Consider the following 26,313-nt stretch of genomic DNA (forward strand, 5'->3'; position numbering starts at 1 on the left):
GCCTCCCCCGGTACACGGGTCGGGGGCGGCGCGCGCCGTGCGCGCCCCGCCCCCGACGGGACCGGCGGCCCCCTACTTCCGCTTCTCCCGCTCCTCGGCCTCGGGGTCGGCGTCCACCCCGGCCTCGGACCGCTGCTCAGCGGTGATCGGCGTGGGCGCGCCCGTCAGCGGGTCGCCGCCCGAGGCGGTCTTGGGGAAGGCGATGACCTCGCGGATGGTCGGCTGACCGGCCAGCAGCATGACGATGCGGTCCCAGCCCACGGCCAGGCCGCCGTGCGGCGGCGGGCCGAACTTGAACGCCTCCAGCAGGAACCCGAACTTCGACTCGGCCTCGGCCTTGCTCAGGCCGATGACGTCGAAGATCCGCTGCTGCATCTCGGCCCGGTGGATACGGATGGAGCCCGAGACCAGCTCGTAGCCGTTGAGCACCAGGTCGAAGGCGCGGGAGTCGGTGCTGCCCGGGTGGTCCTGGAAGTCGGCCTCGTCCTGCACCGCCGGGGCGGTGAAGGGATGGTGCACCGGCTTCCAGGAGCCCTCCTCGTCGGCCTCCTCGAACAGGGGCATGTCGGTGATCCACAGGATCTCCCACCGGGAGGTGTCGATCAGGTCGCAGCGCCTGCCGATCTCCAGACGGGCCGCGCCCAGCAGCTCCTGGCTCGCGGTCCGGGCGCCCGCGGCGAAGAACACCGCGTCGCCCGGCGCGGCGCCGACCTGGGCGGCCAGGCCCTCGCGCTCGGCCTCGGAGAGGTTCTTGGCCACCGGGCCGCCCAGGGAGCCGTCCTCCTGGACGAGCACGTAGGCCAGGCCCTTCGCGCCGCGCGAGCGCGCCCACTCCTGCCAGGCGTCCAGCTCCTTGCGGGTCTGGGAGGCGCCGCCCGGCATGACCACGGCACCCACGTAGGGGGCCTTGAAGACCCGGAAGGGGGTGTCGGCGAAGTAGGCGGTGACCTCGACCAGCTCCTGACCGAAGCGCAGGTCGGGCTTGTCGGAGCCGAAGCGGTCCATGGCCTCGGCGTAGCGCATGCGCGGGAAGCTCGCGGGCAGCTCGACTCCGCGCACCTCGCGCAGCAGGCGGGTGAACAGCTTCTCGCCGACGGCGAAGAGGTCCTCCTCGTCGACGAAGCTCATCTCCAGGTCGATCTGGGTGAACTCCGGCTGGCGGTCCGCGCGCAGGTCCTCGTCGCGGAAGCAGCGGGTGAGCTGGTAGTAGCGCTCCATGCCGCCGACCATGAGCAGCTGCTTGAACAGCTGCGGGGACTGCGGCAGCGCGTACCAGTGGCCCGGCTGGAGGCGGACCGGGACGAGGAAGTCGCGGGCGCCCTCGGGCGTGGAGCGGGTCATGTAGGGGGTCTCCACGTAGGTGAACCCCAGGTCGCGCATGACCTCGTGGGCGACGTAGGTCGCCTTGGAGCGCAGGCGCAGGTTGTCGGCCATCTCCTGGCGGCGGATGTCCAGGTAGCGGTAGCGCAGCCGGGTCTCCTCGGCCACGTCGGCGGCGCTGTCGAGCTGGAAGGGCAGCGGCGCGGCCTCGCTGAGCACCTCGATCTCGTCGGCGACGACCTCGACGGCGCCGGTGGGGATCTCGGGGTTCTCGTTGCCCTCGGGGCGGACCCGGACCGAGCCGGTGACCTTGATGCAGTACTCGGCGCGCAGGTCGTGGGCGAGGTCGTCCTCGCGGACGACGACCTGGACCACCCCGGAGGCCTCGCGCAGGTCGAGGAAGACCACCCCGCCGTGGTCGCGGCGGCGTGCCACCCATCCGGCGAGGACGACGGTCGCGCCTGCGTGCTCGGCGCGCAACGCACCTGCCTCATGCGTGCGTATCAACGGACTACTCCTTCAGCGTCTCTGTTCGTGTCAAGTGTGCCCGACCTGCGCTCGGGTGCGGGCCAGATCCTGCGCACACGGCCTTCGGGCACCCGGTGGGGGGAGGGCCGGGGGAAGGGCGTGCGAAGCCACCGGCCGACCGTCCTCAGGCGGCGCCGGTGCGGGTATCTCGTCCGCCGTGCGGCCGCGCGGGCGCGCTCGGGCGGCGGGCGCCTCGGTGGTGTGGGGTGGTCATACGTCGTTCCCGCGGGACGGAGAGGGCGGCCTGGACACGGGGTCAGCCGGTGATGTCGCGCAGGTAGGGGTTGGTGGCGCGCTCGCGCTCGACGGTGGTGGCCGGGCCGTGGCCCGGCAGGATCTGGGTGGTGTCGGGACGGCCCAGCACGGCGCTGGCGAGGCTGCGCAGCATGGCGGCGTGGTCGCCGCCGGGGAAGTCGGTGCGGCCGATGGAACCGGCGAAGACCAGGTCCCCGGCGAACATCACCGGGACGCCGTCCTCGGTGGTCACCGTGTACACGACCGATCCGGGGGTGTGGCCGGGGGTGTGCTCGACCCCGAACTCCAGTCCGGCCAGGGTGAGGGTGTCGCCGCCGCCGACCTCGACCAGGTGCTCGGGCTCGGTGTGGGGGCCCGGGCCCAGCAGGGCGGACAGCTGCGCGGCGAAGCCGGGGTCCACCCCCGCGGCGGGCTCGGTGAGCAGACCGCGGTCCGCGGCGTGCAGGTGGACGGGGACGCCGTGGCGCGCGCACAGGTCGGCGGCCGACCACACGTGGTCGAAGTGGCCGTGGGTGAGCAGCACCGCGACGGGGGCCAGCCCGTGCTCGGCCAGGACCTTGTCGACCTGCTCGGTGGCCTCCTGGCCGGGGTCGACGATGACGCAGTCGCCGCCCGGGGCCGGTGCGAGCACGTAGCAGTTCGCGGCGAGGGGCCCGGTGGGAAGTGCGGCGATGAGCACGGCGGATGTCGTCCTGTCCTCGGTCGGGTGCGCGGTCGCGGGGCGGCGGGTCCCGGTCCGGACGCAGCGTCCCCCGGGTGCAGCCTATCGAGGCGGGGCGGGGGCGGCGACCCGGTCGTCGTGCCCGGGTACGCGTTTGATCACCATTCGATCACCGCGCGCGGCTGGCCTCTTTGCCAAACCGCGTGGTAATGCCATATTGGTCACCGTCCTTGGTGCACGCCGGGGCCCCGACCTGCGCCAGCGCTGGGCGGGAGGGCGGCCCGGCCCCATACCCGAGGGCGCGCGGACCCGCGTGATCTGCGCAGACGTGAATTCACGGCGCGGCGCCTCCCACCGGATCGCGGGGATATCGTGCTCAGCACGGTGGTTCCCATCGCGAACCGGCGAGGAGTTGCGACGCGACGACCCGAACCCGCCCCACGGCCGGGTTCATGACAGCAGGAGGACACGGTGACCACGGACCCTTGGGGCCGCGTAGACGACGAAGGCACGGTCTACGTGCGCACGAGCGAAGGCGAGCGGGTCGTCGGATCGTGGCAGGCGGGGGCGCCGGAGGAGGCTCTGACCTTCTTCCGGCGCAAGTACGACTCCCTGGTCACCGAGGTGGAGCTGCTGGAGAACCGGCTCCGCAACACCGACCTGTCCGCCTCCGCCGCGATGTCGAACATCGACAAGCTGCGCGACGCGGTCCGGGAGGCCAACGCGGTCGGCGACCTGGAGTCGCTGATGGGGCGCCTGGACGCGCTGGCGGGCCGCGCCGAGGAGCGCAAGGTCGAGCAGAAGCAGGCCCAGGAGCAGGCGCGCGGCCAGGCCCGGGAGGTCAAGGAGCGCATCGTCGCCGAGGCCGAGCGGGTCGCGGTGGAGACGACGCACTGGAAGTCCGGCGGCGAGCGGATGCTCCAGCTCATCGAGGAGTGGAAGAAGGCCCCGCGGGCCGACCGGCCCACCGAGCAGGCGCTGTGGAAGCGCATGTCGGCGGCGCGCAACTCCTTCTCCAAGCGGCGCAAGGCCTACTTCGCCAACCTGGACCAGGAGCGCGAGTCGGTGCGCGTGGAGAAGGAGCGCATCGTGGTGGAGGCCGAGGCCCTGTCGGGCTCCACCGACTGGGGTGCCACGGCCCGCGCCTACCGCGACCTGATGCAGCGCTGGAAGCGCAGCGGCCGGGCGGACCGGGCGAGCGAGGACAAGCTGTGGACGCGCTTCAAGGCCGCGCAGGACACCTTCTTCGACGCGCGCAACGCGACCTTCGCCGAGCGCGACGCCGAACTGCGGGTCAACGCCGAGGCCAAGGAGCGGATCCTGGCCGAGGCCCAGGCGGAGATCCCGAAGATCTCCGACCCGCGCCGGGCGCGTGCGCGGCTGCGCGACTTCCAGGACGCCTGGGAGGAGGCCGGTGAGCTGCCGCGCGACGTGCGCGACCAGTTGGAGGGCGCCTTCCGCCAGATCGAGGACGGCGTGCGCCGGGCCGAGGACGCCGAGTGGGAGCGCAGCAACCCCGAGGCGCGGGCCCGCGCCAGGGACACGGCCGCGCAGTTGGCGGCGGCGATCGCCGACCTGGAGGTCAAGCTCGGCAAGGCCAGGGACAGGGGCGACGAGCGCCGGGTCAGGGAGTACGAGGACGCGCTGGAGGCCCGCCGCTCGTGGCTGGCCGAGGCGGAGAAGGCCCTCGACGAGCTGAGCTGAGCCCGCCGGAAGGGCCGCGCCCCGGGGCGCGGCCCTTCCGCTTGTGCGGCCCCGGGTCAGCCGCGCGGCCCGGCGACCGGTTCGGGCTCCTCCGCGGGCGCGTGCGCGGTCTCGGCGGGTGCGGTCTCGGCGGACACGGGCTCCGGCTCGGACCGGGGACCGGCCTCGGGCCGCGCCCCGGTGCCGGGCACGCGTGCGGTCCCGTGCTCCCCTCCCGGTTCGCTCTCCCCCGCGTCCGGGCCTGGCGCCTGAGCGCCGCCCGCGGTGGCGGGGACGGGGTCGGGCGCCGCCCTGTGGACGATCAGCGTCTCCAGTGCGATCCGCGGCCGGTCGGCGGTCCCCTCCGCCGCCGCGTCGGGTCCGGCCCCGACGGACTCCCGGGCCGCGCCCACGGCGGCCTCCTCCGCTCCGTCGGCGTTCACGGGGACGGGCGCCGTCGGCGCCTCGGGCTCCCCCTCCCGGAGGTCCCGGGTGTTGCGGTGGCGCGCCAGGCCGCCGACGCACAGCGCCACCGAGGCCGCGAATGCCAGCCCCGTGACCACCCACACCGGCGGCACCACCCCATGGACGCGGTGTACGGCCGCGTCACAGGAGACCAGCACCGCTCCCGGCTCCGGGCGCGCGCAGACCGTGGCGACCGGGTGCTCTCCCCCGCCGCGGACCCCGGTGACCTCGCCGGTGAACCGCATGCTCGCGCGGTCCCCGGGCTCCAGGGACCGCGACCAGGTCACCCGCCCCTCCCCCGGCTCGGCCCCGGACGTCCCCGAGACGTAGCGCACGGTCGGGGGGAGGAACTGCACGATCTCGGCCCCGGGCACCGCCTCGTCACCGTCGTTGCGCACGTCGACCGTGTAGTGGATCCGGTCGCCCGGGCCCAGCCGCTGCGCTTCGGAGCGGGACTCCAGGGCCACGTGCAGGCTGTCCGCGCCGGGCACGACCTCCCCTCCGCCGCCTCCCGACCCGTCGGGTGCGTGGTGGGTGCCGGGCAGGGCGAGCAGGGCCACCAGCCCCACCGCAGACACCGCCGTTGCTACGGCCATGGTCTCCTCCGCGTACGAGCACAGAAATGACATTACGTCTATACGGAATAACACGGAGTAGTCACTTCGATCGTGCGCCATGCGGAGGAACCCGGAACACGCGAAAGGGCGCGCACGGCCGGTGACGGCCGTGCGCGCCCACGAGGCCCCTCGCGGGAACCGGTGCCGCGGGTGCGGGTCAGGCGCCCACGAAGGAGCGCAGCGCGGCGGCGCGCTCGGTGCTCTCCCACGTGAACTCGGGCAGCTCACGGCCGAAGTGGCCGTAGGCGGCGGTGCGGGAGTAGATCGGGCGCAGCAGGTCCAGGTCGCGCACGATGGCGGCCGGACGCAGGTCGAAGACCTCCTTGACGGCCTTCTCGATCAGCTCCGGGGCGACCTTCTCGGTGCCGAAGGTCTCGATGAACACGCCGACCGGGTGCGCCTTGCCGATGGCGTAGGCCACCTGGACCTCGGCGCGCTCGGCGAGCTCGGCCGCGACGATGTTCTTGGCGACCCAGCGGGTGGCGTAGGCGGCCGAGCGGTCCACCTTCGACGGGTCCTTGCCGGAGAAGGCGCCGCCGCCGTGGCGGGCGTAGCCTCCGTAGGTGTCCACGATGATCTTGCGGCCCGTGAGGCCGGCGTCGCCCATGGGGCCGCCGATCTCGAACCGGCCGGTCGGGTTGACCAGGAGCCGGTAGTCGTCGGACTCCAGGCCGTAGGCGGCCACGACCGGCTCGATCACGTGCTCGCGGATGTCGGGGGCGAGCATCTCGTCGAGGTTGATGTCGGCCGAGTGCTGGCTGGAGACCACGACGGTGTCCAGGCGGACCGGGGTCTGGCCGTCGTACTCGACCGTGACCTGGGTCTTGCCGTCCGGGCGCAGGTAGGGCACCGTGCCGTTGCGGCGGACCCCGGACAGGCGCTCGGAGAGGGAGTGCGCCAGCTTGATCGGCAGCGGCATGAGTTCGGGGGTCTCGCGGTTGGCGTAGCCGAACATCAGGCCCTGGTCGCCCGCGCCCTGCCGGTTGAGGACGTCGTCCTCGTTGTCGACGCGCGCCTCGTAGGCGGTGTCGACGCCCTGGGCGATGTCGGGGGACTGCGCGTCGATGGAGACGTTGACCCCGCAGGAGTCACCGTCGAACCCCTTGGCGGAGGAGTCGTAGCCGATCTCGAGGATCTTTCCGCGCACGATGGCGGGGATGTCGACGTAGGTCTGGGTGGTGACCTCTCCCGCGATGTGGACCTGACCGGTGGTGATCAGCGTCTCGACCGCGACCCGGCTGCGCGGGTCGTGGGTGAGCATCGCGTCGAGGATCGCGTCACTGATCTGGTCGGCCATCTTGTCGGGATGGCCTTCGGTGACCGACTCGGAGGTGAAAAGGCGGCGGGACACGTTGCGTGACTCCTTGCAGCGGCTGCTGGCTGACATGTGCCGGTGCGGCACGGGCGCCCCCCGGCTGCCTGCCGGGGCGGCCAATACCGACCGACGGGGTTGGTTATCGGTCCACTGTAACGGGACTGCTGGGGGCGGGCACCCCGCGGACGACCTCCCCGGTCGTCACGGGTGCACGTTGAAGTGTGACGTACTCCGCGGTGGGAATCCAGTCCTGGGCACCCGCGGTTCGGCCGGGCCCCGCCGGGCGGGCGCTTCAGCCCAGGCGCGGCAGGACCAGGTCCCAGACGCGGTCGGCGAGATCCTCCTTGGGCCCGGTGGGCACGTCCACCGCGCTGCCGTCCGAGCCCAGGATGACGGCCTGGTTGTCCTCGGTGCCGAACGCGCGCCCGCCGCCGACCTGGTTGACCACGAGCAGGTCGCAGCCCTTGCGCGCCAGTTTGGCGCGGCCGTTGGCGATCACGTCGTCGGTCTCGGCGGCGAAGCCCACGACGGTCTGCGCCAGCCCCTCGGCGTCGCGGGAGGCGACCAGCCCGGCGAGGATGTCGGGGTTCTCGGCCAGCTCGATGGGCGCGGGGGCAGCGCCGGGCCTCTTCTTGATCTTGGAGGCGGCGCTGGCGACCGGCCGGAAGTCGGCCACCGCGGCGCTCATCACGATCGCGTCCGCGCCGACGCGTTCGGTCTCCATGGCCTCGGCCAGCTCCACGGCCGAGCCCGCCCGCACGACGCGCACCCCGGCCGGGTCGGGCAGGGAGACGTTGGCGGCGACCAGGGTCACGTCGGCGCCGCGGGCGGCGGCGGTGCGCGCCAGGGCGTACCCCTGCTTGCCCGAGGAGTGGTTGCCCAGGAAGCGGACCGGGTCGACGGCCTCGCGGGTGCCGCCGGCGGAGACGACCACGCGACGTCCGGCCAGGTCGGGGGCGGCGGTGCCGCGGCGCAGCACGAGGCGGGCGGCCTCGAACAGCTCGGAGGGCTCGGGCAGACGGCCGCGTCCGGTGTCGGCGCCGGTCAGGCGGCCCACGGCCGGATCGAGGACGACGGCGCCGCGCGAGCGCAGGGTGGCCACGTTGGCCTGCGTGGCGGGGTGCTCCCACATCTCGGTGTGCATCGCGGGCGCGAACACCACGGGACAGCGCGCGGTGAGCAGGGTGTTGGTGAGGAGGTCGTCGGCCAGGCCCGCGGCGGCCCTGGCCAGGATGTTGGCGGTGGCCGGGGCCACGAACACCAGGTCGGCCTCCTGGCCGATGCGCACGTGCGGGACCTCGTGGACCCCGTCCCACACACCGGTGGCGACGGGCTGGCCGGACAGGGCGGCCCAGGTGGGCTCACCGACGAAGCGCAGGGCCTCGGCGGTGGGCACGACCCGGACCCGGTGGCCGGACTCGGTCAGGCGGCGCAGCAGTTCGCAGACCTTGTAGGCGGCGATGCCGCCGCCGACGCCGAGGACCACGCGGGGAACGTTTGTGTCACTCACAGAAAGGAGTTCTACCAGCCCCCGGCCGCCCCGCGCGCGCCAGAGGCGCGGCGGGCGGTCGCGAGCCCCGTGCGGGCTCGCGAGCACGCGGAGAAGGCGGGTCAGGAACCCTCGTAGGGCTCCGCGGTGAGCAGTCCGGACCTGACCTCGCGCAGCGCGATGGACAGCGACTTCTCCTGGACCTGGGTCTCCACCAGCGGGCCGACGTACTCCAGCAGGCCCTCGCCCAGCTGGGCGTAGTAGGCGTTGATCTGGCGGGCCCGCTTGGAGGCCATGGTGACCAGGCTGTACTTGCTGTCCACCAGCTCCAGCAGATCGTCGATCGGCGGGTTGGTGATGCCTTCGGCGACGGGCTCGGTACCAGCCACTTCATTACCCCCAGGAATGGTCCGCGGCTCGTCGCGGAGCCGCGGTGGACGGACGTTGGGGCGCCGTCGGGACGGTTCCCGGCGCGGCGCGGACGGCGCGGACCCTGCGGGCCCGGCCGCTATCACACCTTGGGCGCGGTGATCAACGCTAGCAGCTCGTCGCCCACTTCCCGCACGGACGTGTTGACGAGGGTGGTGTCGAACTCCTTCTCGGCGGCCAGCTCGACCCTGGCCACGTCCAGGCGGCGCTGGATCACCTCGTCGGACTCGGTGCCGCGCCCGGTGAGGCGGCGCACCAACTCCTCCCAGGAGGGAGGGGCGAGGAAGACGTGCAGGGCGTCGGGCATGGACTCGCGCACCTGGCGGGCGCCCTGGAGCTCGATCTCCAGCAGGACGGGCACTCCGGCGCGCAGGCGCTCCTCGACGGGACGGCGCGGGGTGCCGTAGCGGTTGCCCGCGAACTGGGCCCACTCCAGGAGCTGGTCCTCGGCGACGAGGCGGTCGAACTCTTCGTCGGTGACGAAGTGGTACTGGACGCCGTCCTGTTCGCCCGGGCGGGGGCGGCGCGTGGTGACCGAGACCGAGAGCCACACGTCGGGGTTCTCACGGCGCAGGTGGGCCACCACCGTGCTCTTGCCCACACCCGAGGGTCCGGACAGCACGGTCAGCCGCTTCTGCGCCGGGCGGGACTGGGATCCGGGATCGGGCATGTGTGTTCGAGGCTTCCCTTCGGGCCCGCCCGCCACGGGCGGGGCCGTGGCCCTCGCGTCGCGCTCCGGCGGGCCGAAGCCGATCCGGGCGCCGTCACCGTGCGGGCGGTCTGGTGTGCGGGGTGTCCGCGTACGGTCGCGGGAAGCTTCCTTTATACCACCGGGCTGCGGCGCGGCCGACAGTCGCGAACCGCCCCGAAACGCACCGCACCCGGGATAAGCGCCGGGCCGCGGTCGGCGGACGGTCGTGGCCTGGGGCCACCCGCCCGCCGACCGCGGCCCGGCCTGGCTCACCGGGGGTCGGCCGCTGTCGCGGCGTGGTGTGCGCCGCGACTGTGGGGGACGCGGCGGACCGGTGCACTGCGTTCAGGTGCTGCTCGGTACTGCTGGGTGTTGCGGGTACTGCCTGGTGCTACTTGGTGAGGTCGCCGAACTCGGCCTCGAGGGCGGCGCGCTGGTTGGTTCCCAGACCGCGGACACGGCGCGACTCGGCGATGTTGAGCCGCTCCATGATCTGCTTGGCCCGGACCTTGCCGACGCCGGGAAGGGATTCGAGCAGAGCCGAAACCTTCATCTTGCCGATGACGTCGTCCTTGAGGCCGTTGGAAAGGACCTCGGACAGCGAGATGCCGCCGTTCTTCAGCTTGTTCTTGACCTCCGCGCGCTCTTTTCTGGCCTTGGCGGCCTTGGCCAGAGCCGCGGTGCGCTGTTCGGGTGTCAGGGGAGGAAGGGCCACGCCGGGTCACCTCGGTTTTCTACTCGTTTGTAGAGGGCGGACGCCTGCGCAAGTTAGTAGGTCTGACCCCTGTTAGGCAACGCAAAGTGCCCTTTCAGCGGCTATTTCGTCGAACTAACTACTGAGAGTTGTTATTCGACTTCACTGCGAGACGAAAACCAGGACTTTAGTCCCGATTGAAGGAAGTGCGAAGGGTGCCACCAGCGCAGGTCACGTAGGGGTGACGCGGGTCACTCTCGGCAGTGCTCAGCGAGTTTCGGACACGCCAAATTAGTGACCGACAGCGACACATAATCGGCCCTGTCGAACCCCTGTGCACCGGTTCGTCTCCCCGTTCCGTCGATCCCTTGGCCCAGCACCTCCGGACACCGTCGAAGGGCGCCCGCACGGCGCCCCCTCCCTTCGCTCCCTAGACGCGCACCCCCGCCCGTCGCACGGCCGCCGCGAGGGAGGCCGCCGCCGCCCCCGGGTCCGGCGCGCGGGTGATGGGGCGGCCGATGACCAACAGGTCCGCGCCCGCCGCCACGGCCTCCTCCGGGGTCGCCACGCGCGACTGGTCGCCCCTGTCCGCCCCCGCCGGGCGCACGCCCGGCGTGATGAGGGTGACGTCCGGCCCGACCTCGGAGCGGAGCAGGGCCACCTCCTGGGGCGAGCAGACCAGCGCGCGGGCCCCGGCGCCCACCGCCAGGGCGGCCAGGCGCCGCACCGCGTCGCGGGCAGGACCGAGCAGCCCCACCTGCTCCAGGTCGCCCTCGTCCATGGAGGTGAGCACCGTCACGGCGGCGATCCTGGTCTCCGGCGCGGCCTCCACGGCGGCCCGGACCATGTCCGCCCCTCCCCCGGCGTGGACCGTCAGGATCGAGGGGCGCAGGCCGGCGACGCTGCGCGCGGCGCCGGCGACCGTGGCCGGGATGTCGTGCAGCTTCAGGTCGAGGAAGACCCCCAACCGGCTGGCTCCGCGCACCGCGCCGACCACGTCGGGCCCGTAGCGCAGGTACAGCTCCAGGCCCACCTTGACCGTGCTCACGTGCGGCGCGACCGCGGAGGCCCAGGTGGCCGCGGTCTCCAGGTCCCTGGCGTCGAGCGCCACGGCGATGGGCGCGGAGGGCGCGGTGGTCTCGGTCATGTCGGTATCTCCCATCGTGTGCCGCCGACCTGGGTCGGCGCGTGCAAGGCACGGACGTACTTGCGGACGTGCTTACCGCGGCACCTGAGAATGCACGTTCGCTGTCATGTGCACACCATCAAGTGTGCGATTCCCCGGATGGGCCGCTTCATGCGCCCCACCCGTGTCACTTCCCCGTAACGGCCTCCCAGACGGCCGCAGACGGGACGTAGCGGTCAGGACAGTGGTAGAGACCAATTGCGCGTGTTTGGTCGCACAGCGCCATCTGAACGCCGTTCAGGCCGGTCAGGGCCCTTGTGCGCCGCGTGCCCGGCCTGTCACGCCCCAACACCCGTCCGGTGCGCGGCGCCCACCAGGTCGGCGGCCCGCCTCAGCCCGCGTGCCTCCAGCAGCTCGGTGAACTCGCGGAGCACCCGGGCGCACGCCGAGGGGTCGGAGAAGTTGACCGTGCCGACCGCCACCGCGGAGGCCCCGGCCGCCATGAACTCCATCACGTCGGCGCCCGTGCGGACCCCGCCCATCCCGATGATGGGCACGTCCGGGAGCGCCTCGTGCACCCGGTAGACGCACCCCACCGCCAGCGGGCGGATCGCCGGCCCCGACAGTCCGCCCATCCCCCCGGCCACCGCCGGGCGCAGCGTGCGGGTGTCCACGGCCATGCCGCGCACGGTGTTGACCATGGACAGTCCGTCCGCGCGCGCCTCCACGCACGCGGCGGCCAGCTCCACCACGTCGGGGACGTCGGCGGCGAGCTTGGCCAGCACCGGCAGCCCCGAACGGGTGTGGGAGCGCACCGTGCGCACCACCGCAGCGGCCTGGGCCGCGTCGTCCACGTAGCGGCGCCCGGCGGGGTCGGACGGGTCCGGGCTGGAGAGGTTGACCTCGATCGCGCTCACCCCGTCGGCGGCGGAGACGCGTCTGGCAAGTTCGCCGAACTCGGCCATGCCGGTGCCCGCCACGGAGACGATCGCCCGTCCGCCGCGGGAGAGCAGCCAGGGCAGGTCCCGTTGGAGGAACACGTCCACGCCCGGGCCCTGCATGCCCGTCGTGCTGAGCATCCCGCTGGGCGTCTCGGCCATGCGCGGGGACGGGCGCCCGGCGTGGGGTTCCAGCATCACCGACTTGGTGGTGACGGCGCCGATCGAGGCGATGTCGAAGAACTGGGCCAGCTCGCGGCCCGATCCGGCGCACCCGGCGGCGGTGACCACGGGGTTGGGCAGCTCCCAGCCGCCCAGCCGGGTCCTGAGGTCTGCGTTCAACTCTCTCACCCACTGTCTGGTGGTGGTCGGTCCCGGGGCGGGGCCGGGCCCCTCAGGCGATGTCGCGGGCCGTCTCCGCGGCGCGGGCCGCGCTGGAGCCCTTCCATCCGGGGGCGCCCAGGGCATCGAAGGGGATCGTGCCCACGTCGTCGAAGCGCACCTGCTCGCCCCGGAAGACCGGGCCGTCCACGCAGGAGCGCACCATGCGGGTGATCCCGTCCTCGCCCACCACCGGGATGACGCAGGTCATGCAGATCCCGGTGCCGCAGGCCATGGTCTCCTCCACCGCCACCTGGACGGGGATGCCGTGGCCGGCCGCCACGGAGGTGACCGCGCGCAGCATCGGCATGGGGCCGCAGGCGTAGACGGCGTCGGACCGGCACTCCTCGATCACCCTGCCCAGGACGTCGGTGACGCGGCCGCGGGTGCCGAAGGAGCCGTCGTCGGTGGTGAAGGCGGCCGTCTCGGCGATGCGGCGGGCGGTGATGGCGCTGAACACCCGGTCGGCGGAGGCGGCGCCCAGCACGAAGTCCACCCGGCAGCCGCGCCTGCGCAGCGACTGGGCCAGCGGGAACAGCGGGGCGCTGCCCGAGCCGCCGCCCACCAGCACGCAGTTGACCGGCTCGCGGGGCAGCGGGAAGGGGCGGCCCAGGGGGCCGACCACGTCCAGCAGGTCGCGCGAGCGCCGCTCGGAGAGCCAGGCGGTGCCGGTGCCGCGCACCGAGAACAGGAACTCGACGGTGCCGCCGTAGTCGGGTTTGACGTCGTGGATCGCGAAGGGGCGGCGCAGCAGGGTGCTGGAGTGGTCGCCGCCGACGGCCACCGACACGAACTGCCCGGAGCGGAACCGCTCGGCTATGCCCGGGGCGACCACGGTGATGGCGTAGTAGGCGTCCACCCTGCGTACGTTCAGCACGGGGCACCTGGTCTGCACCGGTCCGTTGTCGCTCATCAGGTCGTGGCGCCCGAGCCCGGTGTCGCGGACACCGGGGCGTCGGCGCCGCCCTCCCCCCTCTGGGATTCCTGCGTCGTCCTGTGCGCCAACCGTATAGGCGGGGGCGCCGTGGACACACCGTCCACGGCGCCCCCCGCCCACGACCCCGGAGCCCCTCGGGTGTTGGTTCGGGCGCCCGCGGGGTTCTGGATGTGGCGGAGGCGGGTTCGCGAGGAATGAGCGAACCCGCCGGAGACACCACCGTGCCTGCTACAACCCGGTTCCCGCTCTTCGGGCGCCCGAACAAGGAAAGTACTGCGCGTAGCGTCCGTTGAGGGCGGTAGCCCGCCCGGCGCGAAGCACCCCCGCGGGCGGTGGCGGGCGACGGGCGGGCGGAGCGGAGGCCCAAAGTTGAACAGCCTAGGCCCGGCTGGCGGTGAGGGTGCTCGCGTGCTCCTGGAGGGAGCGCACGCCGAGGTCGCCGCGCACCCGCGCCTCGATGGCCTGGACCGCGGCGGCCAGGCCCTGCACGGTGGTCACGCTGGGCACGCGGCGCACCACCGCGGCGGTGCGGATCTCGTAGCCGTCCAGGCGCGGTCCGGCCTGCCCCGCGCTGCCGAAGGGCGTGTTGACGATGAGGTCCACGCCCCCCGAGTGGATGAGCTGCACGATGGTGGGCTCGCCCGCCGGGCCGCTGCCCTCGCTGTGCTTGCGCACCACGGTGGCGTGCACGCCGTTGCGGCGCAGGACCACGGCGGTGCCCTCGGTGGCCAGGATCTCGAAGCCGAGGTCGGCCAGGCGCTTGACCGGGAAGATCATCGAGCGCTTGTCGCGGTTGGCCACCGAGACGAACACCCGGCCCCGCTCGGGCAGGGAGTCGTTGAGGGCCAGCTGCGACTTGGCGTAGGCGGAGCCGAACTCGGTGTCCAGGCCCATGACCTCGCCGGTGGAGCGCATCTCGGGGCCGAGGATGGTGTCGACCCCCTCGCCCTCCTTGTCGATGAAGCGGTTGAAGGGCAGCACCGCCTCCTTCACCGACACCGGGGCGTCCGCGGGCAGGTCGCCGCCGTCGCCGTGCGCGGGCAGCATGCCCTCCTCGCGCAGTTCGGCGATGGTGGCCCCGGCCATGACGCGGGCGGCAGCCTTGGCCAGCGGCACCGCGGTGGCCTTGGACACGAACGGCACGGTGCGCGAGGCGCGCGGGTTGGCCTCCAGGACGTTGAGCACGCCGGAGGCGAGCGCGTACTGGACGTTGATCAGCCCGCGCACGCCCGTGCCTCGGGCGATGGCCTCGGTCGAGTAGCGGATGCGCTCGATGTCCTCGCGGCCCAGGGTGATGGAGGGCAGGGTGCACGCCGAGTCACCGGAGTGGATACCGGCCTCCTCGATGTGCTCCATGACCCCGCCCAGGTACAGGTCGCGACCGTCGTAGAGGGCGTCGACGTCGATCTCGATGGCGTCGTCGAGGAAGCGGTCGATGAGCACCGGGTGCTCGGGGCTGACCTCGGCGTTGCGCTCGATGTAGTCGGCGAGCATCGTCTCGCTGTAGACGATCTCCATGCCGCGGCCGCCCAGCACGTAGGAGGGGCGGACCATGACGGGGTAGCCGATCTCGTCCGCGGCGGCCTTGGCCTCGGCGAAGGAGTGGGCGGTGCCGTACTTGGGCGCGGGCAGCCCGGCGTCGGCCAGGACCTTGCCGAACGCTCCGCGGTCCTCGGCCAGGTCGATGGCCTCGGGGCTGGTGCCGATGATGGGCACCCCGGCGTCCTTGAGGCGGCGGGCCAGGCCGAGCGGGGTCTGGCCGCCCAGCTGGACGATGACCCCGACGACCGGTCCGGCGGCCTGCTCGGCGCGCACGACCTCCAGCACGTCCTCCAGGGTGAGCGGCTCGAAGTAGAGCCGGTCGCTGGTGTCGTAGTCGGTGGAGACCGTCTCGGGGTTGCAGTTGACCATCGCGGTCTCGTACCCGGCGTCGGAGAGGGCGAAGGAGGCGTGGACGCAGGAGTAGTCGAACTCCACGCCCTGGCCGATCCGGTTGGGCCCCGACCCCAGGATGATGATCTTGGGCCGGTCGCCCGTGGGGACCTCGGTCTCCTCGTCGTAGCTGGAGTACAGGTAGGGCGTGCGGGCCTCGAACTCGGCGGCGCAGGTGTCCACGGTCAGGTAGACGGGGTGGACGCCCAGGGCGTGGCGCAGCTCGCGGACCACGTCCTCGCTGCGGCCGGTGATCTGGCCGATCTGGAGGTCGGAGAAGCCCAGCCCCTTGACCTCGCGCAGCAGGTCGGCGTCGAGCTTGGGGGCCTCGGCCAGGACGCGGGCCGCCTCCTCCAGGCGCAGCATCTGGTCCACGAACCAGGGGTCGATGCGGGTGGCCTCGTGGACCTCCTCGACGGTGGCCCCGGCGCGCAGGGCCTGCTGGACCTGGCGCAGGCGGTGCTCGGTGGGGGTGGCGGCCAGGCGCAGCAGCTCGTCCTTGTCGCCGGGCTCACCCTCCCAGGTCAGGCCGACGCCCTTCTTCTCCAGGGAGCGCATGGCCTTCTGGAGGGCCTCGGGGAAGGAGCGGCCGATGGCCATGGCCTCGCCCACCGACTTCATGGTGGTGGTCAGGCCGGGGTCGGCGCCGGGGAACTTCTCGAAGGCGAAGCGGGGCACCTTGACGACGACGTAGTCGAGCGTGGGCTCGAAGCTGGCCGGGGTCTCCCGGGTGATGTCGTTGGGGATCTCGTCCAGGGTGTAGCCGACGGCGAGCTTGGCGGCGATCTTGGCGATCGGGAAGCCGGTGGCCTTGGAGGCCAGCGCCGATGAGCGCGACACGCGCGGGTTCATCTCGATGACGATGACCCGGCCGGTGGTGGGGTGGACGGCGAACTGGATGTTGCAGCCGCCGGTGTCCACGCCGACCTCGCGGATGACGGCGATGCCGATGTCGCGCAGCTTCTGGTACTCGCGGTCGGTGAGGGTCATGGCGGGGGCGACGGTGATGGAGTCGCCGGTGTGCACGCCCATGGGGTCGAGGTTCTCGATGGAGCACACGACCACGACGTTGTCGTTGGTGTCGCGCATCAGCTCCAGCTCGTACTCCTTCCAGCCGAGGATGGACTCCTCCAGGAGCACCTCGGTGGTCGGGGAGAGCGCCAGGCCCTGTCCGGCGATGCGGCGCAGCTCGGCCGCGTCGTGGGCGAAGCCCGAGCCGGCGCCGCCCATGGTGAAGGAGGGGCGCACGACGACGGGGTAGGAGAGCTCCTCGGCCGCGGCCAGGCACTCCTCCAGGGTGTGGCAGATGCGCGAGCGGGCGGACTCGCCGCCGATGCGCTCGACGATGCCCTTGAAGCTCTCGCGGTCCTCGCCGGACTGGATGGCCTCGATGTTGGCGCCGATGAGCTCGACGCCGTACTTGGCGAGGACGCCCGCCTCGTCCAGGGCGACGGCGGCGTTGAGGGCGGTCTGCCCGCCCAGGGTGGGCAGGAGCGCGTCGGGGCGCTCCTTGGCGATGATCTTCTCGATCATCTCGGTGGTGATCGGCTCGACGTAGGTGGCGTCGGCGATCTCCGGGTCGGTCATGATCGTGGCCGGGTTGGAGTTGACCAGGATGACCCGCAGGCCCTCGGCCCGCAGAACCCGGCAGGCCTGGGTGCCCGAGTAGTCGAACTCGGCCGCCTGTCCGATCACGATCGGGCCGGAGCCGATCACGAGGACGGATGAAAGGTCACTACGGCGCGGCATGCTCTGCTTCCTCTTGCTACTTGGCAGCCGGAGCGGGCTGGGCGGACATCAGGTCGACGAACGCGTCGAAGAGTTCGGCGGCGTCGTGGGGGCCGGCGGCGGCCTCCGGGTGGAACTGGACGCTGAACGCGGGGCGGTCCAGCAGCCGCAGGCCCTCGACGACGCGGTCGTTGAGGCCGATGTGGCTGACCTCGGCCCGGCCGTAGGGGGTGTCGAAGGGCTCGTCGAGGGGGGCGTCGACGGCGAAGCCGTGGTTCTGGCTGGTGATGGCGACCCTGCCGGAGCGGGTGTCGATCACCGGCTGGTTGACGCCCCGGTGCCCGAAGGGCAGCTTGTAGGTGCCCAGGTCCAGGGCGCGGCCCAGGATCTGGTTGCCGAAGCAGATGCCGAAGAGCGGCCTGCCCGCGTCCAGGACGCCGCGCATGGCGGTGACGGGCGCGTCGGCGGTGGCGGGGTCGCCGGGGCCGTTGCTGAAGAACACCCCGTCCGGGTCCAGGGCGAGGATGTCCTCGGCGGTGGCGGTGGCGGGCAGCACGGTGACCCGGCAGCCCCGCTCGGCCAGGCGCTGGGGGGTCATGGCCTTGATGCCCAGGTCCACGGCGGCGACGTGGAAGCGGGCGGGGACGCCCTCGGGCGGCAGGACCTCGTAGGGCTCGCCGGTGCTGACCTCGGCGGCCAGGTCGGCCCCGGCCATGGCGGGCTGCTGGCGCACGCGCTCCAGCAGGGCCCCCGGGTCGGTCTCGGTGGTGCTGATGGCGGCGCGCATGACGCCCTTGTCGCGCAGGTGGCGGGTGAGGGCGCGGGTGCCGGTGAGGGCGATGCCGACCACGCCCTGGCGGCGCAGCTCCTCGTCCAGGGTGCGCTCGGCCCGCCAGTTGGAGGTGATGCGGGCGGGCTCGCGCACGACGTACCCGGCGACCCAGACGCGGCCGGACTCGGGGTCGTCGTCGTTGACGCCGGTGTTGCCGATGTGGGGGGCGGTCATCACCACGATCTGGCGGTGGTAGGAGGGGTCGGTGAGGGTCTCCTGGTAGCCGGTCATGCCGGTGTTGAAGACCGCCTCGCCGAAGGTCTCCCCGGTGGCGCCGAAGGATCGGCCGTGGAAGACCCGGCCGTCCTCGAGTACCAGAATCGCGGGTCCGCTCTCGGACACGTTCGCCCCCTCCTCCGCCGGGCCGTCGGCGGCCCGGGTGTTCTGTTCTGTGCTCACTGGATCTTCCCCTCCAGGACGGTCGGGGCGCCGCGCAGGAACGTGGCGCGCACCCGGCCGGGCAGGGTCATGCCCCGGAAGGGGGTGTTGCCGCTCTTGCTGACCATGGCCGCGCCGTCCACGTCGACGGCGGCGGCCGGGTCGTACAGGACCACGTTGGCGGGCTGGCCGACCGCCAGGTCACGCCCGTGGTCGTGGACGCGGCCGATGCGGGCCGGCGCCGCGGACATGCGGTCGGCGACGCCGGCCCAGGTCAGCAGACCGGTGTCGACCATCGTGCGCTGCACGACCGCCAACGCCGTCTCCAGTCCGACCATTCCCATGGCGGCGGTGGACCACTCGGTCTCCTTGGCCTCCGCGGGGTGGGGGGCGTGGTCGGTGGCGACGATGTCGATCGTGCCGTCGGCCAGGCCCTCGCGCAGCGCCTGGACGTCGTCGGCGGTGCGCAGGGGCGGGTTGACCTTGTAGACGGGATCGTAGCCCTCCACCAGCTCCTCTGTCAGCAGGAGGTGGTGGGGTGTGACCTCGGCGGTGACGTCGCAGCCGCGGGCCTTGGCCCAGCGGATGATGTCGACCGAGCCCTTGGTCGAGACGTGGCACACGTGCAGGCGCGAGCCCACGTGCTGGGCGAGCAGGCAGTCGCGGGCGATGATCGCCTCCTCGGCGACCGCGGGCCAGCCGGGCAGGCCGAGGCGGTCGGAGACGCAGCCCTCGTTCATCTGGGCGCCCTGGGTCAGGCGCGGCTCCTGGGCGTGCTGGGCGATGACGCCGTCGAAGGCCTTGACGTACTCCAGGGCGCGGCGCATGAGCAGGGCGTCGGAGACGCAGATGCCGTCGTCGGAGAAGACGCGCACGCCGGCGGCGGAGTCGGCCATCGCGCCGATCTCGGAGAGGCGCTCCCCGGCCAGGCCGACGGTGACGGCGCCGACGGGGCGCACGTCGCAGTACCCGGCCTCGCGGCCCAGGCGCCAGACCTGTTCGACGACGCCGGCGGTGTCGGCGACGGGGTCGGTGTTGGCCATGGCGTGGACGGCGGTGTAGCCGCCCATGGCGGCGGAGCGGGATCCGGTGGCGACGGTCTCGGCGTCCTCGCGGCCGGGCTCGCGCAGGTGGGTGTGCAGGTCCACCAGGCCGGGCAGGGCGATCAGGCCGGTGGCGTCGACGGTCCGGGCGTCCTCGGGGGCGTCCAGGTCCCGGCCGGTCGCGGCGATCCGGCCGTCGGCCAGGAGCAGGTCGACGGGGTCGCCGCCGAGGGGGCGGGCGCCGCGGATCAGGTGCGGTCCGTGGGTGTCGGGCATCGCGGTGTTGGCTTCCTCGTGTTCTGGGTCGGGGAGGGGCGGCGCGGGGCGCCGGGGCGCGCCGGTGGGCCGGGCGCCCGGGCCCGTGGCGGGGGCCTCGCGTCCCTCAGGTGCGGTGGTACGGGCCGAGGGGGCCCGCGGCAGGGCTGTCAGGAGCCGCCGAGCAGCAGGTAGAGCACGGCCATGCGCAGGCTGACGCCGTTGGCGACCTGCTCGGTGACGGTGCAGCGGGGCGAGTCGGCGACCTCCGCGGAGATCTCCATGCCGCGGACCATCGGGCCGGGGTGCATGACGATCGCGTCCTCGGGCATGCGGGACAGGCGCTCGCCGTCCAGGCCGTAGTTGCGGCTGTACTCGCGCGTGGACGGGAAGAACGACTCGTGCATGCGCTCGGCCTGTACGCGCAGCATCATGACGACGTCGGACTTGGGCAGGACGTCGTCGAGGTCGTAGGAGACCTCGCACGGCCAGGTGTGCACCGAGACCGGCAGCAGGGTGGGCGGCGCGACCAGGGTGACGTGCGCGCCCAGGGTGGTGAGCAGCAGCACGTTGGAGCGGGCGACCCGGCTGTGCAGGATGTCGCCGACGACGGCCACCCGCAGCCCCTCCAGGCGCCCCAGGCGCGAGCGCACGGTGAAGGCGTCCAGCAGGGCCTGGGTGGGGTGTTCGTGGGTGCCGTCGCCCGCGTTGAGGACGGACCCGTCCACCCAGTTGGCGAGGCGGTGGGCGGCGCCGGAGGCGCTGTGCCGGATGACGACGCCGTCGGCGCCCATGGCCTGGAGGGTCAGCGCGGTGTCCTTGAGGCTCTCGCCCTTGGAGACGCTGGAGCCCTTGGCGGAGAAGTTGATGACGTCCGCGGAAAGGCGCTTGGCGGCCAGCTCGAAGGAGGTGCGGGTGCGGGTGGAGTCCTCGTAGAAGAGGTTGACCACGGTGCGCCCGCGCAGGGTGGGCAGCTTCTTGACGGAGCGGTCGCCGACCTGGGCGAGTTCGGCGGCGGTGTCCAGGACGAGGGTGGCCTCGTCGCGGGAGAGGTCGCCGGCGGAGAGAAGGTGGCGCATCAGTCGTTCCCCTCGGTGGCTCCTGGGCGGGGGCGGGACGGGCCGAGCAGCACCGCGTCGTGTCCGTCGGTCTCCTCCAGGCGCACGGTGACGCTCTCGCGCAGCGAGGTGGGCAGGTTCTTGCCCACGTAGTCGGCGCGGATGGGCAGTTCGCGGTGGCCCCGGTCGACCAGGACGGCGAGCTGGACGGCGCGGGGGCGCCCCAGGTCGCCGAGGGCGTCCAGGGCGGCGCGGACGGTGCGGCCGGAGAAGAGGACGTCGTCGACGAGGACGACGACGCGGTCGTCGAGTCCGCCCCGGGGGATCTCGGTCCGGCCGAGGGCGCGGACGGGGGCGGAGCGCAGGTCGTCGCGGTACATGGTGATGTCGAGCGAGCCGGCGGGGACGGTGAGGTCCTCAACCCGTTCGATGCGCCCTGCCAGGCGCTGGGCGAGCGGGACACCGCGCGAGGGGATGCCCAGGAGGGTGACGCCCCGGCCCCCCTTGGTGCGTTCGAGCACCTCGTGGGCGATGCGGGTCAGCGCCCGGTTGATCTCGCTGCCGTCGAGGACGGCGCGGGTGCCCTCGGGCACCTCGGGTGCGGGGGAACCGCCACCGGCGTCACCGGTCGTCGGTTTTTGCGCACGCAAAGTAGTGACTCCCTTCCCTGCCTCACTGAACAGGTCGTTAAAGGATGTCGATCGGAGCCACGCTACCAGCGGCGCTCGCGACCCCCGCGAGGCGGTCGATGACCCGAGGTCACCAATGTGACTCTGGTCACACCACAAGCGAACATGTACCCCCTGAAATGTGGTCATGTCGTCACCCAGTGGATACGGCAACGAAGGGGCCGAAACCTGAAATACCCAGGAGGAACGGGCTTTTCATGCCATCGTGACGTACGACTCGTCCTGATCGGTCCTGACATGAGAGGTGTCTCACTTACGCACGGTTTGGCCACCGATTAGTCGCGTTTCACACCAACGGCTTGACCTGGAAGGCAGACCCCCTTACCGTCACTGTCTGTAACCACTGCCGGGTGGGGTTGCATCCCGTGACCATCCGCTGGACCGCCCAGGCGGCCCGCCGAGTACGAGCGGACGTCCCCCCACCACGCCAGCCACTGTCACGGCCGGGAGCGACAAGAAGATGCCATCCGAATACGCGAAGTCCCTCGGTGCGCGACTGCGTGCCATCCGCACCCAGCAGGGCCTGTCCCTGCACGGGGTGGAAGAGAAGTCCCACGGCCGCTGGAAGGCCGTCGTGGTGGGCTCCTACGAGCGCGGCGACCGCGCCGTCACCGTCCAGAAGCTCGCCGAGCTGGCGGACTTCTACGGCGTGCCGATGTCGGAGCTGCTGCCGGGCGGCGCGGCTCCCACCCCGCTGGGCCCCACGCCCAAGCTGGTCATCGACCTGGAGCGCATGCAGCAGCTGCCGCAGGAGAAGGCCGGGCCGCTGTCCCGCTACGTCGCCACGATCCAGAGCCAGCGGGGTGACTACAACGGGCGGGTGCTCTCCATCCGCCAGGAGGACCTGCGCTCACTCGCGGTCATCTACGACAAGTCGCCCGGGGACCTGACCGAGGAGCTCATCAACTGGGGCGTCCTCGACCCCGAGGCGCGCCGCGCGGTCGACGCCTTCTGACCGGTACCCGAACACCGGGACAACCGAACAGATTCGCACCCGCTCGACGAGAACCGGCGGCCCCGACGGGGGCGCCGGTTCTCGTCGTGTCCACCGGCCGGGGACTGGCCGGCGGACGGGGCCGGAGCGGCGCGGCCGGACGTGGGGCTTCCCCTCCCCAACCCGGCCGCGCCGCCCTCCCGCCGGAGGGGGTCCGACGGGGTGTGTCGAACTCCTGTTCGACACGATCCAGTTAACCCCAGGCCGCCGGGCCCGTCAAGGACCCCGCCCGGCGCCGCGCGCACCCCGCCCGCGCGGAATCCGCAGGACCGCGGAAGGTCCGGGGAACTACCCTTGGCCCGTGGCAGCCGATACCGAGTTGCGCGAGCTGGGCCCGCCCGCCTTCACGCACGCCGTCCCCGCGCTGCTCCAGGTGTACGAGGCCGCCATGCGCCCGCCCGCGGAGCAGTTGCCCGGGCGCGCTTCCGTCATGAGGGGCCACGCCCGCAACCCGGGCTTTCGCGCGGTGGTGGCCGTGCGCGGCGGCCTCCCGGTCGGCTTCGCCTACGGCTTCCACGGACGCGGCGGCCAGTGGTGGCACGACACGGTGGCGGAGGGGCTGCGCGCGGGCGCCGGGGCCCGCCGGGCGCGCCGCTGCCTGTCCGACGCGCTGGAGGTCGCCGAGGTGCACGTCCACCCGGACGCGCAGAACCGGGGCGTGGGCCGCGCCCTGCTCCACGCCCTGTGCCGGGACAGGCCGGAGCGCACCGCGGTGCTGTCCACGCGTTCGGGACCCTCCGCGGCGCGCCACCTGTACCGCTCGTGCGGGTTCACCGAGGTGCTGGAGGACTTCCGCTTCCCCGGCAGCCCCGGTCAGCCCTTCTCGATCATGGCCGCCCGGCTCCCTCTGACGGGCTCCGGTGACCGGAGATCTCCCGGTAGATCTGCCTGGTGGCCGTGGACCGGTTCGAGGTGATGAAGTGGATGCCCGGCGCGCCCTCGGCCAGCAGCCGCTCGCACATGCGCTGGGCGTGCTCGATGCCGAAGGCCCGCACGGACTCGGCGTCGTCGCCGAAGGAGGCGAACCTCTCGGCCAGGTCGGCCGGGAAGGGGGCGCCGGAGAGCTGCTCCGAGCGCGGGATGAACGAGGTGCGCACCACCGGGAAGACCTCGGGGATGATCGGCACCTCGCAGCCGCGCGCGGCCACCCGGTCGCGCAGGCGCAGGTAGTCCTCGGGGTCGAAGAACATCTGGGTGATGGCGTAGTCGGCGCCCGCCTCGCACTTGCGCACGAAGTGGTCGGTGTCGGTCTCGACGTCGTCCGAACGCGGGTGCTTGTAGGGGAAGGCGGCCACGCCCACGCAGAAGTCGCCGCTGTCCTTGATCAGGCGCACCAGCTCCTCGGCGTAGGTCAGCCCCTGGGGGTGGCGGATCCACTCCCCGTCCGGGTCGCCGGGCGGGTCGCCCCGCACGGCGAGCATGTTGGACACGCCCGCGTCGGCGAGGCGGCCGACGAGGTGGCGCAGCTCCGCCACGGAGTGGTCGACCAGGGTCATGTGCGCGACCGGCAGCAGTGTGGTGTCGGTCGCGATGCGCTCGGTGGTCTCCACGGTCAGCCCGCGCGTGCTGCCGCCCGCGCCGTAGGTGACCGAGACGAAGGCGGGGCCGAGGGCCTCGATCTCCCTGATCGCGCGCCACAGGCGCTCCTGCGCCTGGGGCGTGCGGGGCGGGAAGAACTCGAAGGAGAACATCGGCTCGCCCGCGTCGAGGAGTTCGCGGATGTGACGCGGCCTGGGGGCCGGGCCTCGGGGCGCCACAGGAAGTGTCGGTGCAGCCAGCATGCGCACCAGCTTAGGTCAGAGACCCCCGCGGCGGAGGAGCCGTCCCACCCTGTGAGACCCGTGGCACGCGCCACTCCCGTGCGGCACGACGTGCGAGGATACGGCATGACCCCTCCACCTCCCCCTTCCACCGTCCCTGTTCCCGGACCCGGGTCGCGTCCGCTGTTCTGGGCCTCCCAGCTGCTGCGCTTCGGCTGGCTCCAGGCCCGGGCCTGCGCGTTCGCGGTGTGCATGTTCGCCGGGTTCGCGCTCTCGGCGGTGGTGCCGCTGCCCCTGCCCCGCTACGACGCCCTGCTCGTCTACGCCGTGGCGCTCACCGCCCTGTTCTGGGGCCTGCGCCTGGAGAGCGGCCGGGAGATCGCCGCGATCGCCGGCTTCCACGTGGTGGGGCTGGCCTTCGAGCTGTTCAAGGTGCGGATGGGCTCGTGGTCCTACCCCGAGCCCGCCTGGACCGTGGTGTGGGGCGTACCGCTCTACAGCGGGTTCATGTACGCGGCGGTGGGCTCCTACATCGTGCGCGCCTGGCGGCTGCTGGACCTGGAGCTGGTGCGCTACCGCGCCGCGGCGACCACCGCGGTCGCGGTCGCGGTCTACCTCAACTTCCTCACCCACCACTGGCTGCCGGACCTGCGGGTGCCCTTGGCGGTGCTGCTGGTGGCGGTGACGTGGGGCACGTGGGTTCGCTTCACCGTGGGCGCGCAGCGCCTGCGGATGCCGCTGTCGCTATCGTTCCTGCTCATCGGGGTGTTCCTGTGGATCGCGGAGAACGTCTCGACCCTGCTGGACGCCTGGCGCTACCCGCACCAGGAGCAGGTGTGGGCGCTGGTGCACCCGGCCAAGCTGGGCGCGTGGGCGCTGCTGGTGACGGTGTCGTTCGTGCTGGTGGCCAGTTGGAAGCGGCCCGGACGGGCGGAACCGGACCGGGCCGCGTCCGACAGCCGATAACCTGCGGTTCATGGTGCCTTCCTCTTCCCCGTCCGCCTCCGCCGTCTTCGCTGTCCGCTCCGGCGTGGACCGCGAACTGACCTCCTTCTGCGCCGACCACAGGGCCCAGCTGATGGAGATCGGGGAGGATCTGGCTCCGGCCATGGACGCGCTGGAGACGATGGTCTCCGGCGGCAAGCGCCTGCGGCCGACCTTCTGCTACTGGGGGTGGCGGGGCGCGGGCGGCGCGGCCGACGACGAGCGCGTGGTGCGGGCGGCGGCCTCCCTGGAGTTCCTCCAGGCGTGCGCGCTCGTCCACGACGACGTGATCGACAACAGCGACACCCGGCGCGGTCTGCCCGCTACGCACAAGCGGCTGGCCAAGCTGCACGCCGACCAGGGGTGGAGCGGCGACAGCGAGGGCTTCGGCCAGGGCGCGGCCATCCTGATCGGCGACCTGTGCCTGGCCTGGTCGGACGAGATGTACCAGGCCAGCGGCTTCCCGACGGAGGTGCTGGGCCGGGGGCGGCGCCCCTTCGACGCGATGCGCACCGAGGTCATGGCCGGGCAGTACCTGGACACCCTGGAGCAGGTGCGGGGCACCGGTACACGCGAGGCGGCGCTGCGCGTGATGCGCTACAAGTCCGCCAAGTACACGGTGGAGCGCCCGCTGCACCTGGGCGCGGCGCTGGCGGGCCGCCACGAGGAGCTGGCCGGGGTCTACACCGGCTACGGCATCCCGCTGGGGATCGCCTTCCAGTTGCGCGACGACGTGCTGGGCGTGTTCGGCGACCCGTCCACCACCGGCAAGCCCGCCGGGGACGACCTGCGCGAGGGCAAGCGGACGCTGGTGGTGGCCGAGACCCTGGCGCGCGCCGGGGCGGCCGACGCCGAGCGGTTCCGCTCGCTGCTGGGGGCGCCGGACCTGTCGGTGTCCTCGGTGGAGTGGATGTGCTCCCTGATCGAGGGCTCGGGCGCGCTGGCCGTGTGCGAGGAGATGATCGCGGAGTACGCCGACCGGGCCGTCGCGGCCCTGGACAGCCCCGAGCTGGACGAATCCGCCCGCGAGCCGCTGCGCCAGCTGGTCGTGGCCGCCACCTCGCGCTCCTCCTGAGGGTGCTTCCCTAGGGGACTTTCCCGGGTCCGCGCCCGCCCGGGGCCTGTTGTGCC

General features: G+C 72.8%; 22 protein-coding genes. 5 read left to right on the forward strand and 17 right to left on the reverse strand.

Annotation, left to right across the window (positions count from 1 at the left end):
* Nucleotides 1-72: 72 nt before the first annotated feature.
* Complete coding sequence (aspS, locus tag PV789_RS20150) at nucleotides 73-1,827, reverse strand: aspartate--tRNA ligase (RefSeq protein WP_212643548.1); 1,755 nt, start codon at nucleotides 1,825-1,827, stop codon at nucleotides 73-75.
* Nucleotides 1,828-2,104: 277 nt separating this feature from the next.
* On the reverse strand, nucleotides 2,105-2,782 hold the full coding sequence (locus PV789_RS20155; protein ID WP_274974070.1) for an MBL fold metallo-hydrolase: 678 nt from the start codon (nucleotides 2,780-2,782) through the stop codon (nucleotides 2,105-2,107).
* Between the two features lie 453 nt (nucleotides 2,783-3,235).
* Between PV789_RS20155 and PV789_RS20160 the strand changes: the two genes are divergently transcribed.
* The gene (locus PV789_RS20160) at nucleotides 3,236-4,468 is read left to right on the forward strand and encodes a DUF349 domain-containing protein (protein ID WP_274974071.1); all 1,233 of its coding nucleotides are present in this window, start codon (nucleotides 3,236-3,238) and stop codon (nucleotides 4,466-4,468) included.
* 56 nt (nucleotides 4,469-4,524) lie between these two features.
* Here the strand turns inward: PV789_RS20160 and PV789_RS20165 are convergent, their stop codons facing one another.
* The 14 genes from PV789_RS20165 to pyrR all read right to left on the reverse strand — a co-directional run bounded on the left by PV789_RS20165 (nucleotide 4,525) and on the right by pyrR (nucleotide 21,405).
* Nucleotides 4,525-5,508, reverse strand: a complete 984-nt coding sequence (locus PV789_RS20165; protein ID WP_274974072.1) for a hypothetical protein — start codon at nucleotides 5,506-5,508, stop codon at nucleotides 4,525-4,527.
* A 178-nt stretch (nucleotides 5,509-5,686) separates the two neighbouring features.
* The gene (gene metK / locus PV789_RS20170; protein ID WP_274974073.1) at nucleotides 5,687-6,880 is read right to left on the reverse strand and encodes a methionine adenosyltransferase; all 1,194 of its coding nucleotides are present in this window, start codon (nucleotides 6,878-6,880) and stop codon (nucleotides 5,687-5,689) included.
* A 256-nt stretch (nucleotides 6,881-7,136) separates the two neighbouring features.
* Complete coding sequence (coaBC, locus tag PV789_RS20175) at nucleotides 7,137-8,330, reverse strand: bifunctional phosphopantothenoylcysteine decarboxylase/phosphopantothenate--cysteine ligase CoaBC (protein WP_274978191.1); 1,194 nt, start codon at nucleotides 8,328-8,330, stop codon at nucleotides 7,137-7,139.
* A 125-nt stretch (nucleotides 8,331-8,455) separates the two neighbouring features.
* Nucleotides 8,456-8,722, reverse strand: a complete 267-nt coding sequence (gene rpoZ / locus PV789_RS20180) for a DNA-directed RNA polymerase subunit omega (RefSeq protein ID WP_013154112.1) — start codon at nucleotides 8,720-8,722, stop codon at nucleotides 8,456-8,458.
* Nucleotides 8,723-8,844: 122 nt separating this feature from the next.
* Nucleotides 8,845-9,432 carry a guanylate kinase gene (gene gmk / locus PV789_RS20185; protein ID WP_047869676.1) on the reverse strand — a complete coding sequence of 196 codons (588 nt, stop codon included), beginning with the start codon at nucleotides 9,430-9,432 and terminating at the stop codon, nucleotides 8,845-8,847.
* A 412-nt stretch (nucleotides 9,433-9,844) separates the two neighbouring features.
* The gene (gene mihF / locus PV789_RS20190; RefSeq protein WP_017565056.1) at nucleotides 9,845-10,168 is read right to left on the reverse strand and encodes an integration host factor, actinobacterial type; all 324 of its coding nucleotides are present in this window, start codon (nucleotides 10,166-10,168) and stop codon (nucleotides 9,845-9,847) included.
* A 409-nt stretch (nucleotides 10,169-10,577) separates the two neighbouring features.
* Nucleotides 10,578-11,294 (reverse strand): orotidine-5'-phosphate decarboxylase, encoded by a 717-nt coding sequence (gene pyrF, locus PV789_RS20195; RefSeq protein WP_274974074.1) that lies wholly within the window; start codon nucleotides 11,292-11,294, stop codon nucleotides 10,578-10,580.
* Nucleotides 11,295-11,611: 317 nt separating this feature from the next.
* On the reverse strand, nucleotides 11,612-12,553 hold the full coding sequence (locus PV789_RS20200; protein ID WP_248771318.1) for a dihydroorotate dehydrogenase: 942 nt from the start codon (nucleotides 12,551-12,553) through the stop codon (nucleotides 11,612-11,614).
* Between the two features lie 52 nt (nucleotides 12,554-12,605).
* Complete coding sequence (locus PV789_RS20205; RefSeq protein ID WP_212643541.1) at nucleotides 12,606-13,505, reverse strand: dihydroorotate dehydrogenase electron transfer subunit; 900 nt, start codon at nucleotides 13,503-13,505, stop codon at nucleotides 12,606-12,608.
* A 402-nt stretch (nucleotides 13,506-13,907) separates the two neighbouring features.
* Nucleotides 13,908-17,210 (reverse strand): carbamoyl-phosphate synthase large subunit, encoded by a 3,303-nt coding sequence (carB, locus tag PV789_RS20210; protein ID WP_274974075.1) that lies wholly within the window; start codon nucleotides 17,208-17,210, stop codon nucleotides 13,908-13,910.
* A 16-nt stretch (nucleotides 17,211-17,226) separates the two neighbouring features.
* A complete protein-coding gene (gene carA / locus PV789_RS20215; protein WP_274978192.1) occupies nucleotides 17,227-18,363 on the reverse strand; it encodes a glutamine-hydrolyzing carbamoyl-phosphate synthase small subunit in 1,137 nt (378 codons plus the stop codon).
* 53 nt (nucleotides 18,364-18,416) lie between these two features.
* Nucleotides 18,417-19,718 (reverse strand): dihydroorotase, encoded by a 1,302-nt coding sequence (locus tag PV789_RS20220; RefSeq protein WP_274974076.1) that lies wholly within the window; start codon nucleotides 19,716-19,718, stop codon nucleotides 18,417-18,419.
* A 149-nt stretch (nucleotides 19,719-19,867) separates the two neighbouring features.
* Nucleotides 19,868-20,776 carry an aspartate carbamoyltransferase catalytic subunit gene (locus PV789_RS20225; protein WP_274974077.1) on the reverse strand — a complete coding sequence of 303 codons (909 nt, stop codon included), beginning with the start codon at nucleotides 20,774-20,776 and terminating at the stop codon, nucleotides 19,868-19,870.
* Complete coding sequence (gene pyrR / locus PV789_RS20230) at nucleotides 20,776-21,405, reverse strand: bifunctional pyr operon transcriptional regulator/uracil phosphoribosyltransferase PyrR (RefSeq protein ID WP_274974078.1); 630 nt, start codon at nucleotides 21,403-21,405, stop codon at nucleotides 20,776-20,778. The genes PV789_RS20225 and pyrR overlap by 1 nt, the downstream gene beginning before the upstream one ends.
* Before the next feature lie 499 nt (nucleotides 21,406-21,904).
* On the opposite strand from pyrR, the gene bldD reads away from it, so the two are divergent.
* Together bldD and PV789_RS20240 are read left to right on the forward strand one after the other, a co-directional pair.
* Nucleotides 21,905-22,399 (forward strand): transcriptional regulator BldD, encoded by a 495-nt coding sequence (bldD, locus tag PV789_RS20235; RefSeq protein ID WP_013154123.1) that lies wholly within the window; start codon nucleotides 21,905-21,907, stop codon nucleotides 22,397-22,399.
* Between the two features lie 340 nt (nucleotides 22,400-22,739).
* The gene (locus tag PV789_RS20240; RefSeq protein WP_274974079.1) at nucleotides 22,740-23,354 is read left to right on the forward strand and encodes a GNAT family N-acetyltransferase; all 615 of its coding nucleotides are present in this window, start codon (nucleotides 22,740-22,742) and stop codon (nucleotides 23,352-23,354) included.
* On the opposite strand, the gene metF is transcribed toward PV789_RS20240, so the two are convergent.
* Nucleotides 23,266-24,195: a methylenetetrahydrofolate reductase [NAD(P)H] gene (gene metF, locus PV789_RS20245; RefSeq protein ID WP_274978193.1), complete on the reverse strand. Its 930-nt coding sequence runs from the start codon at nucleotides 24,193-24,195 to the stop codon at nucleotides 23,266-23,268. The two genes, PV789_RS20240 and metF, sit on opposite strands and share 89 nt — an antisense overlap.
* A 129-nt stretch (nucleotides 24,196-24,324) precedes the next feature.
* Between metF and PV789_RS20250 the strand changes: the two genes are divergently transcribed.
* Both PV789_RS20250 and PV789_RS20255 read left to right on the forward strand, forming a co-directional pair.
* Complete coding sequence (locus tag PV789_RS20250) at nucleotides 24,325-25,164, forward strand: DUF817 domain-containing protein (RefSeq protein ID WP_274974080.1); 840 nt, start codon at nucleotides 24,325-24,327, stop codon at nucleotides 25,162-25,164.
* Between the two features lie 10 nt (nucleotides 25,165-25,174).
* Nucleotides 25,175-26,257: a polyprenyl synthetase family protein gene (locus tag PV789_RS20255; RefSeq protein ID WP_274974081.1), complete on the forward strand. Its 1,083-nt coding sequence runs from the start codon at nucleotides 25,175-25,177 to the stop codon at nucleotides 26,255-26,257.
* Nucleotides 26,258-26,313: the final 56 nt, after the last annotated feature.

The sequence above is a fragment of the Nocardiopsis camelliae genome, from assembly GCF_028993595.1.
GTDB classification, from domain to species: domain Bacteria; phylum Actinomycetota; class Actinomycetes; order Streptosporangiales; family Streptosporangiaceae; genus Nocardiopsis; species Nocardiopsis dassonvillei.

Excerpts from the sequence above, each read along its gene's own strand:
- PV789_RS20165 (WP_274974072.1), bottom strand. The coding sequence starts at position 5,508 with ATGGCCGTAGCAACGGCGGTGTCTGCGGTGGGGCTGGTGGCCCTGCTC.
- gmk (WP_047869676.1), bottom strand. The coding sequence starts at position 9,432 with ATGCCCGATCCCGGATCCCAGTCCCGCCCGGCGCAGAAGCGGCTGACC.
- pyrF (WP_274974074.1), bottom strand. The coding sequence starts at position 11,294 with ATGACCGAGACCACCGCGCCCTCCGCGCCCATCGCCGTGGCGCTCGAC.
- PV789_RS20205 (WP_212643541.1), bottom strand. The coding sequence starts at position 13,505 with ATGAGCGACAACGGACCGGTGCAGACCAGGTGCCCCGTGCTGAACGTA.
- carB (WP_274974075.1), bottom strand. The coding sequence starts at position 17,210 with ATGCCGCGCCGTAGTGACCTTTCATCCGTCCTCGTGATCGGCTCCGGC.
- PV789_RS20220 (WP_274974076.1), bottom strand. The coding sequence starts at position 19,718 with ATGCCCGACACCCACGGACCGCACCTGATCCGCGGCGCCCGCCCCCTC.
- PV789_RS20225 (WP_274974077.1), bottom strand. The coding sequence starts at position 20,776 with ATGCGCCACCTTCTCTCCGCCGGCGACCTCTCCCGCGACGAGGCCACC.
- bldD (WP_013154123.1), top strand. The coding sequence starts at position 21,905 with ATGCCATCCGAATACGCGAAGTCCCTCGGTGCGCGACTGCGTGCCATC.
- PV789_RS20250 (WP_274974080.1), top strand. The coding sequence starts at position 24,325 with ATGACCCCTCCACCTCCCCCTTCCACCGTCCCTGTTCCCGGACCCGGG.
- PV789_RS20255 (WP_274974081.1), top strand. The coding sequence starts at position 25,175 with ATGGTGCCTTCCTCTTCCCCGTCCGCCTCCGCCGTCTTCGCTGTCCGC.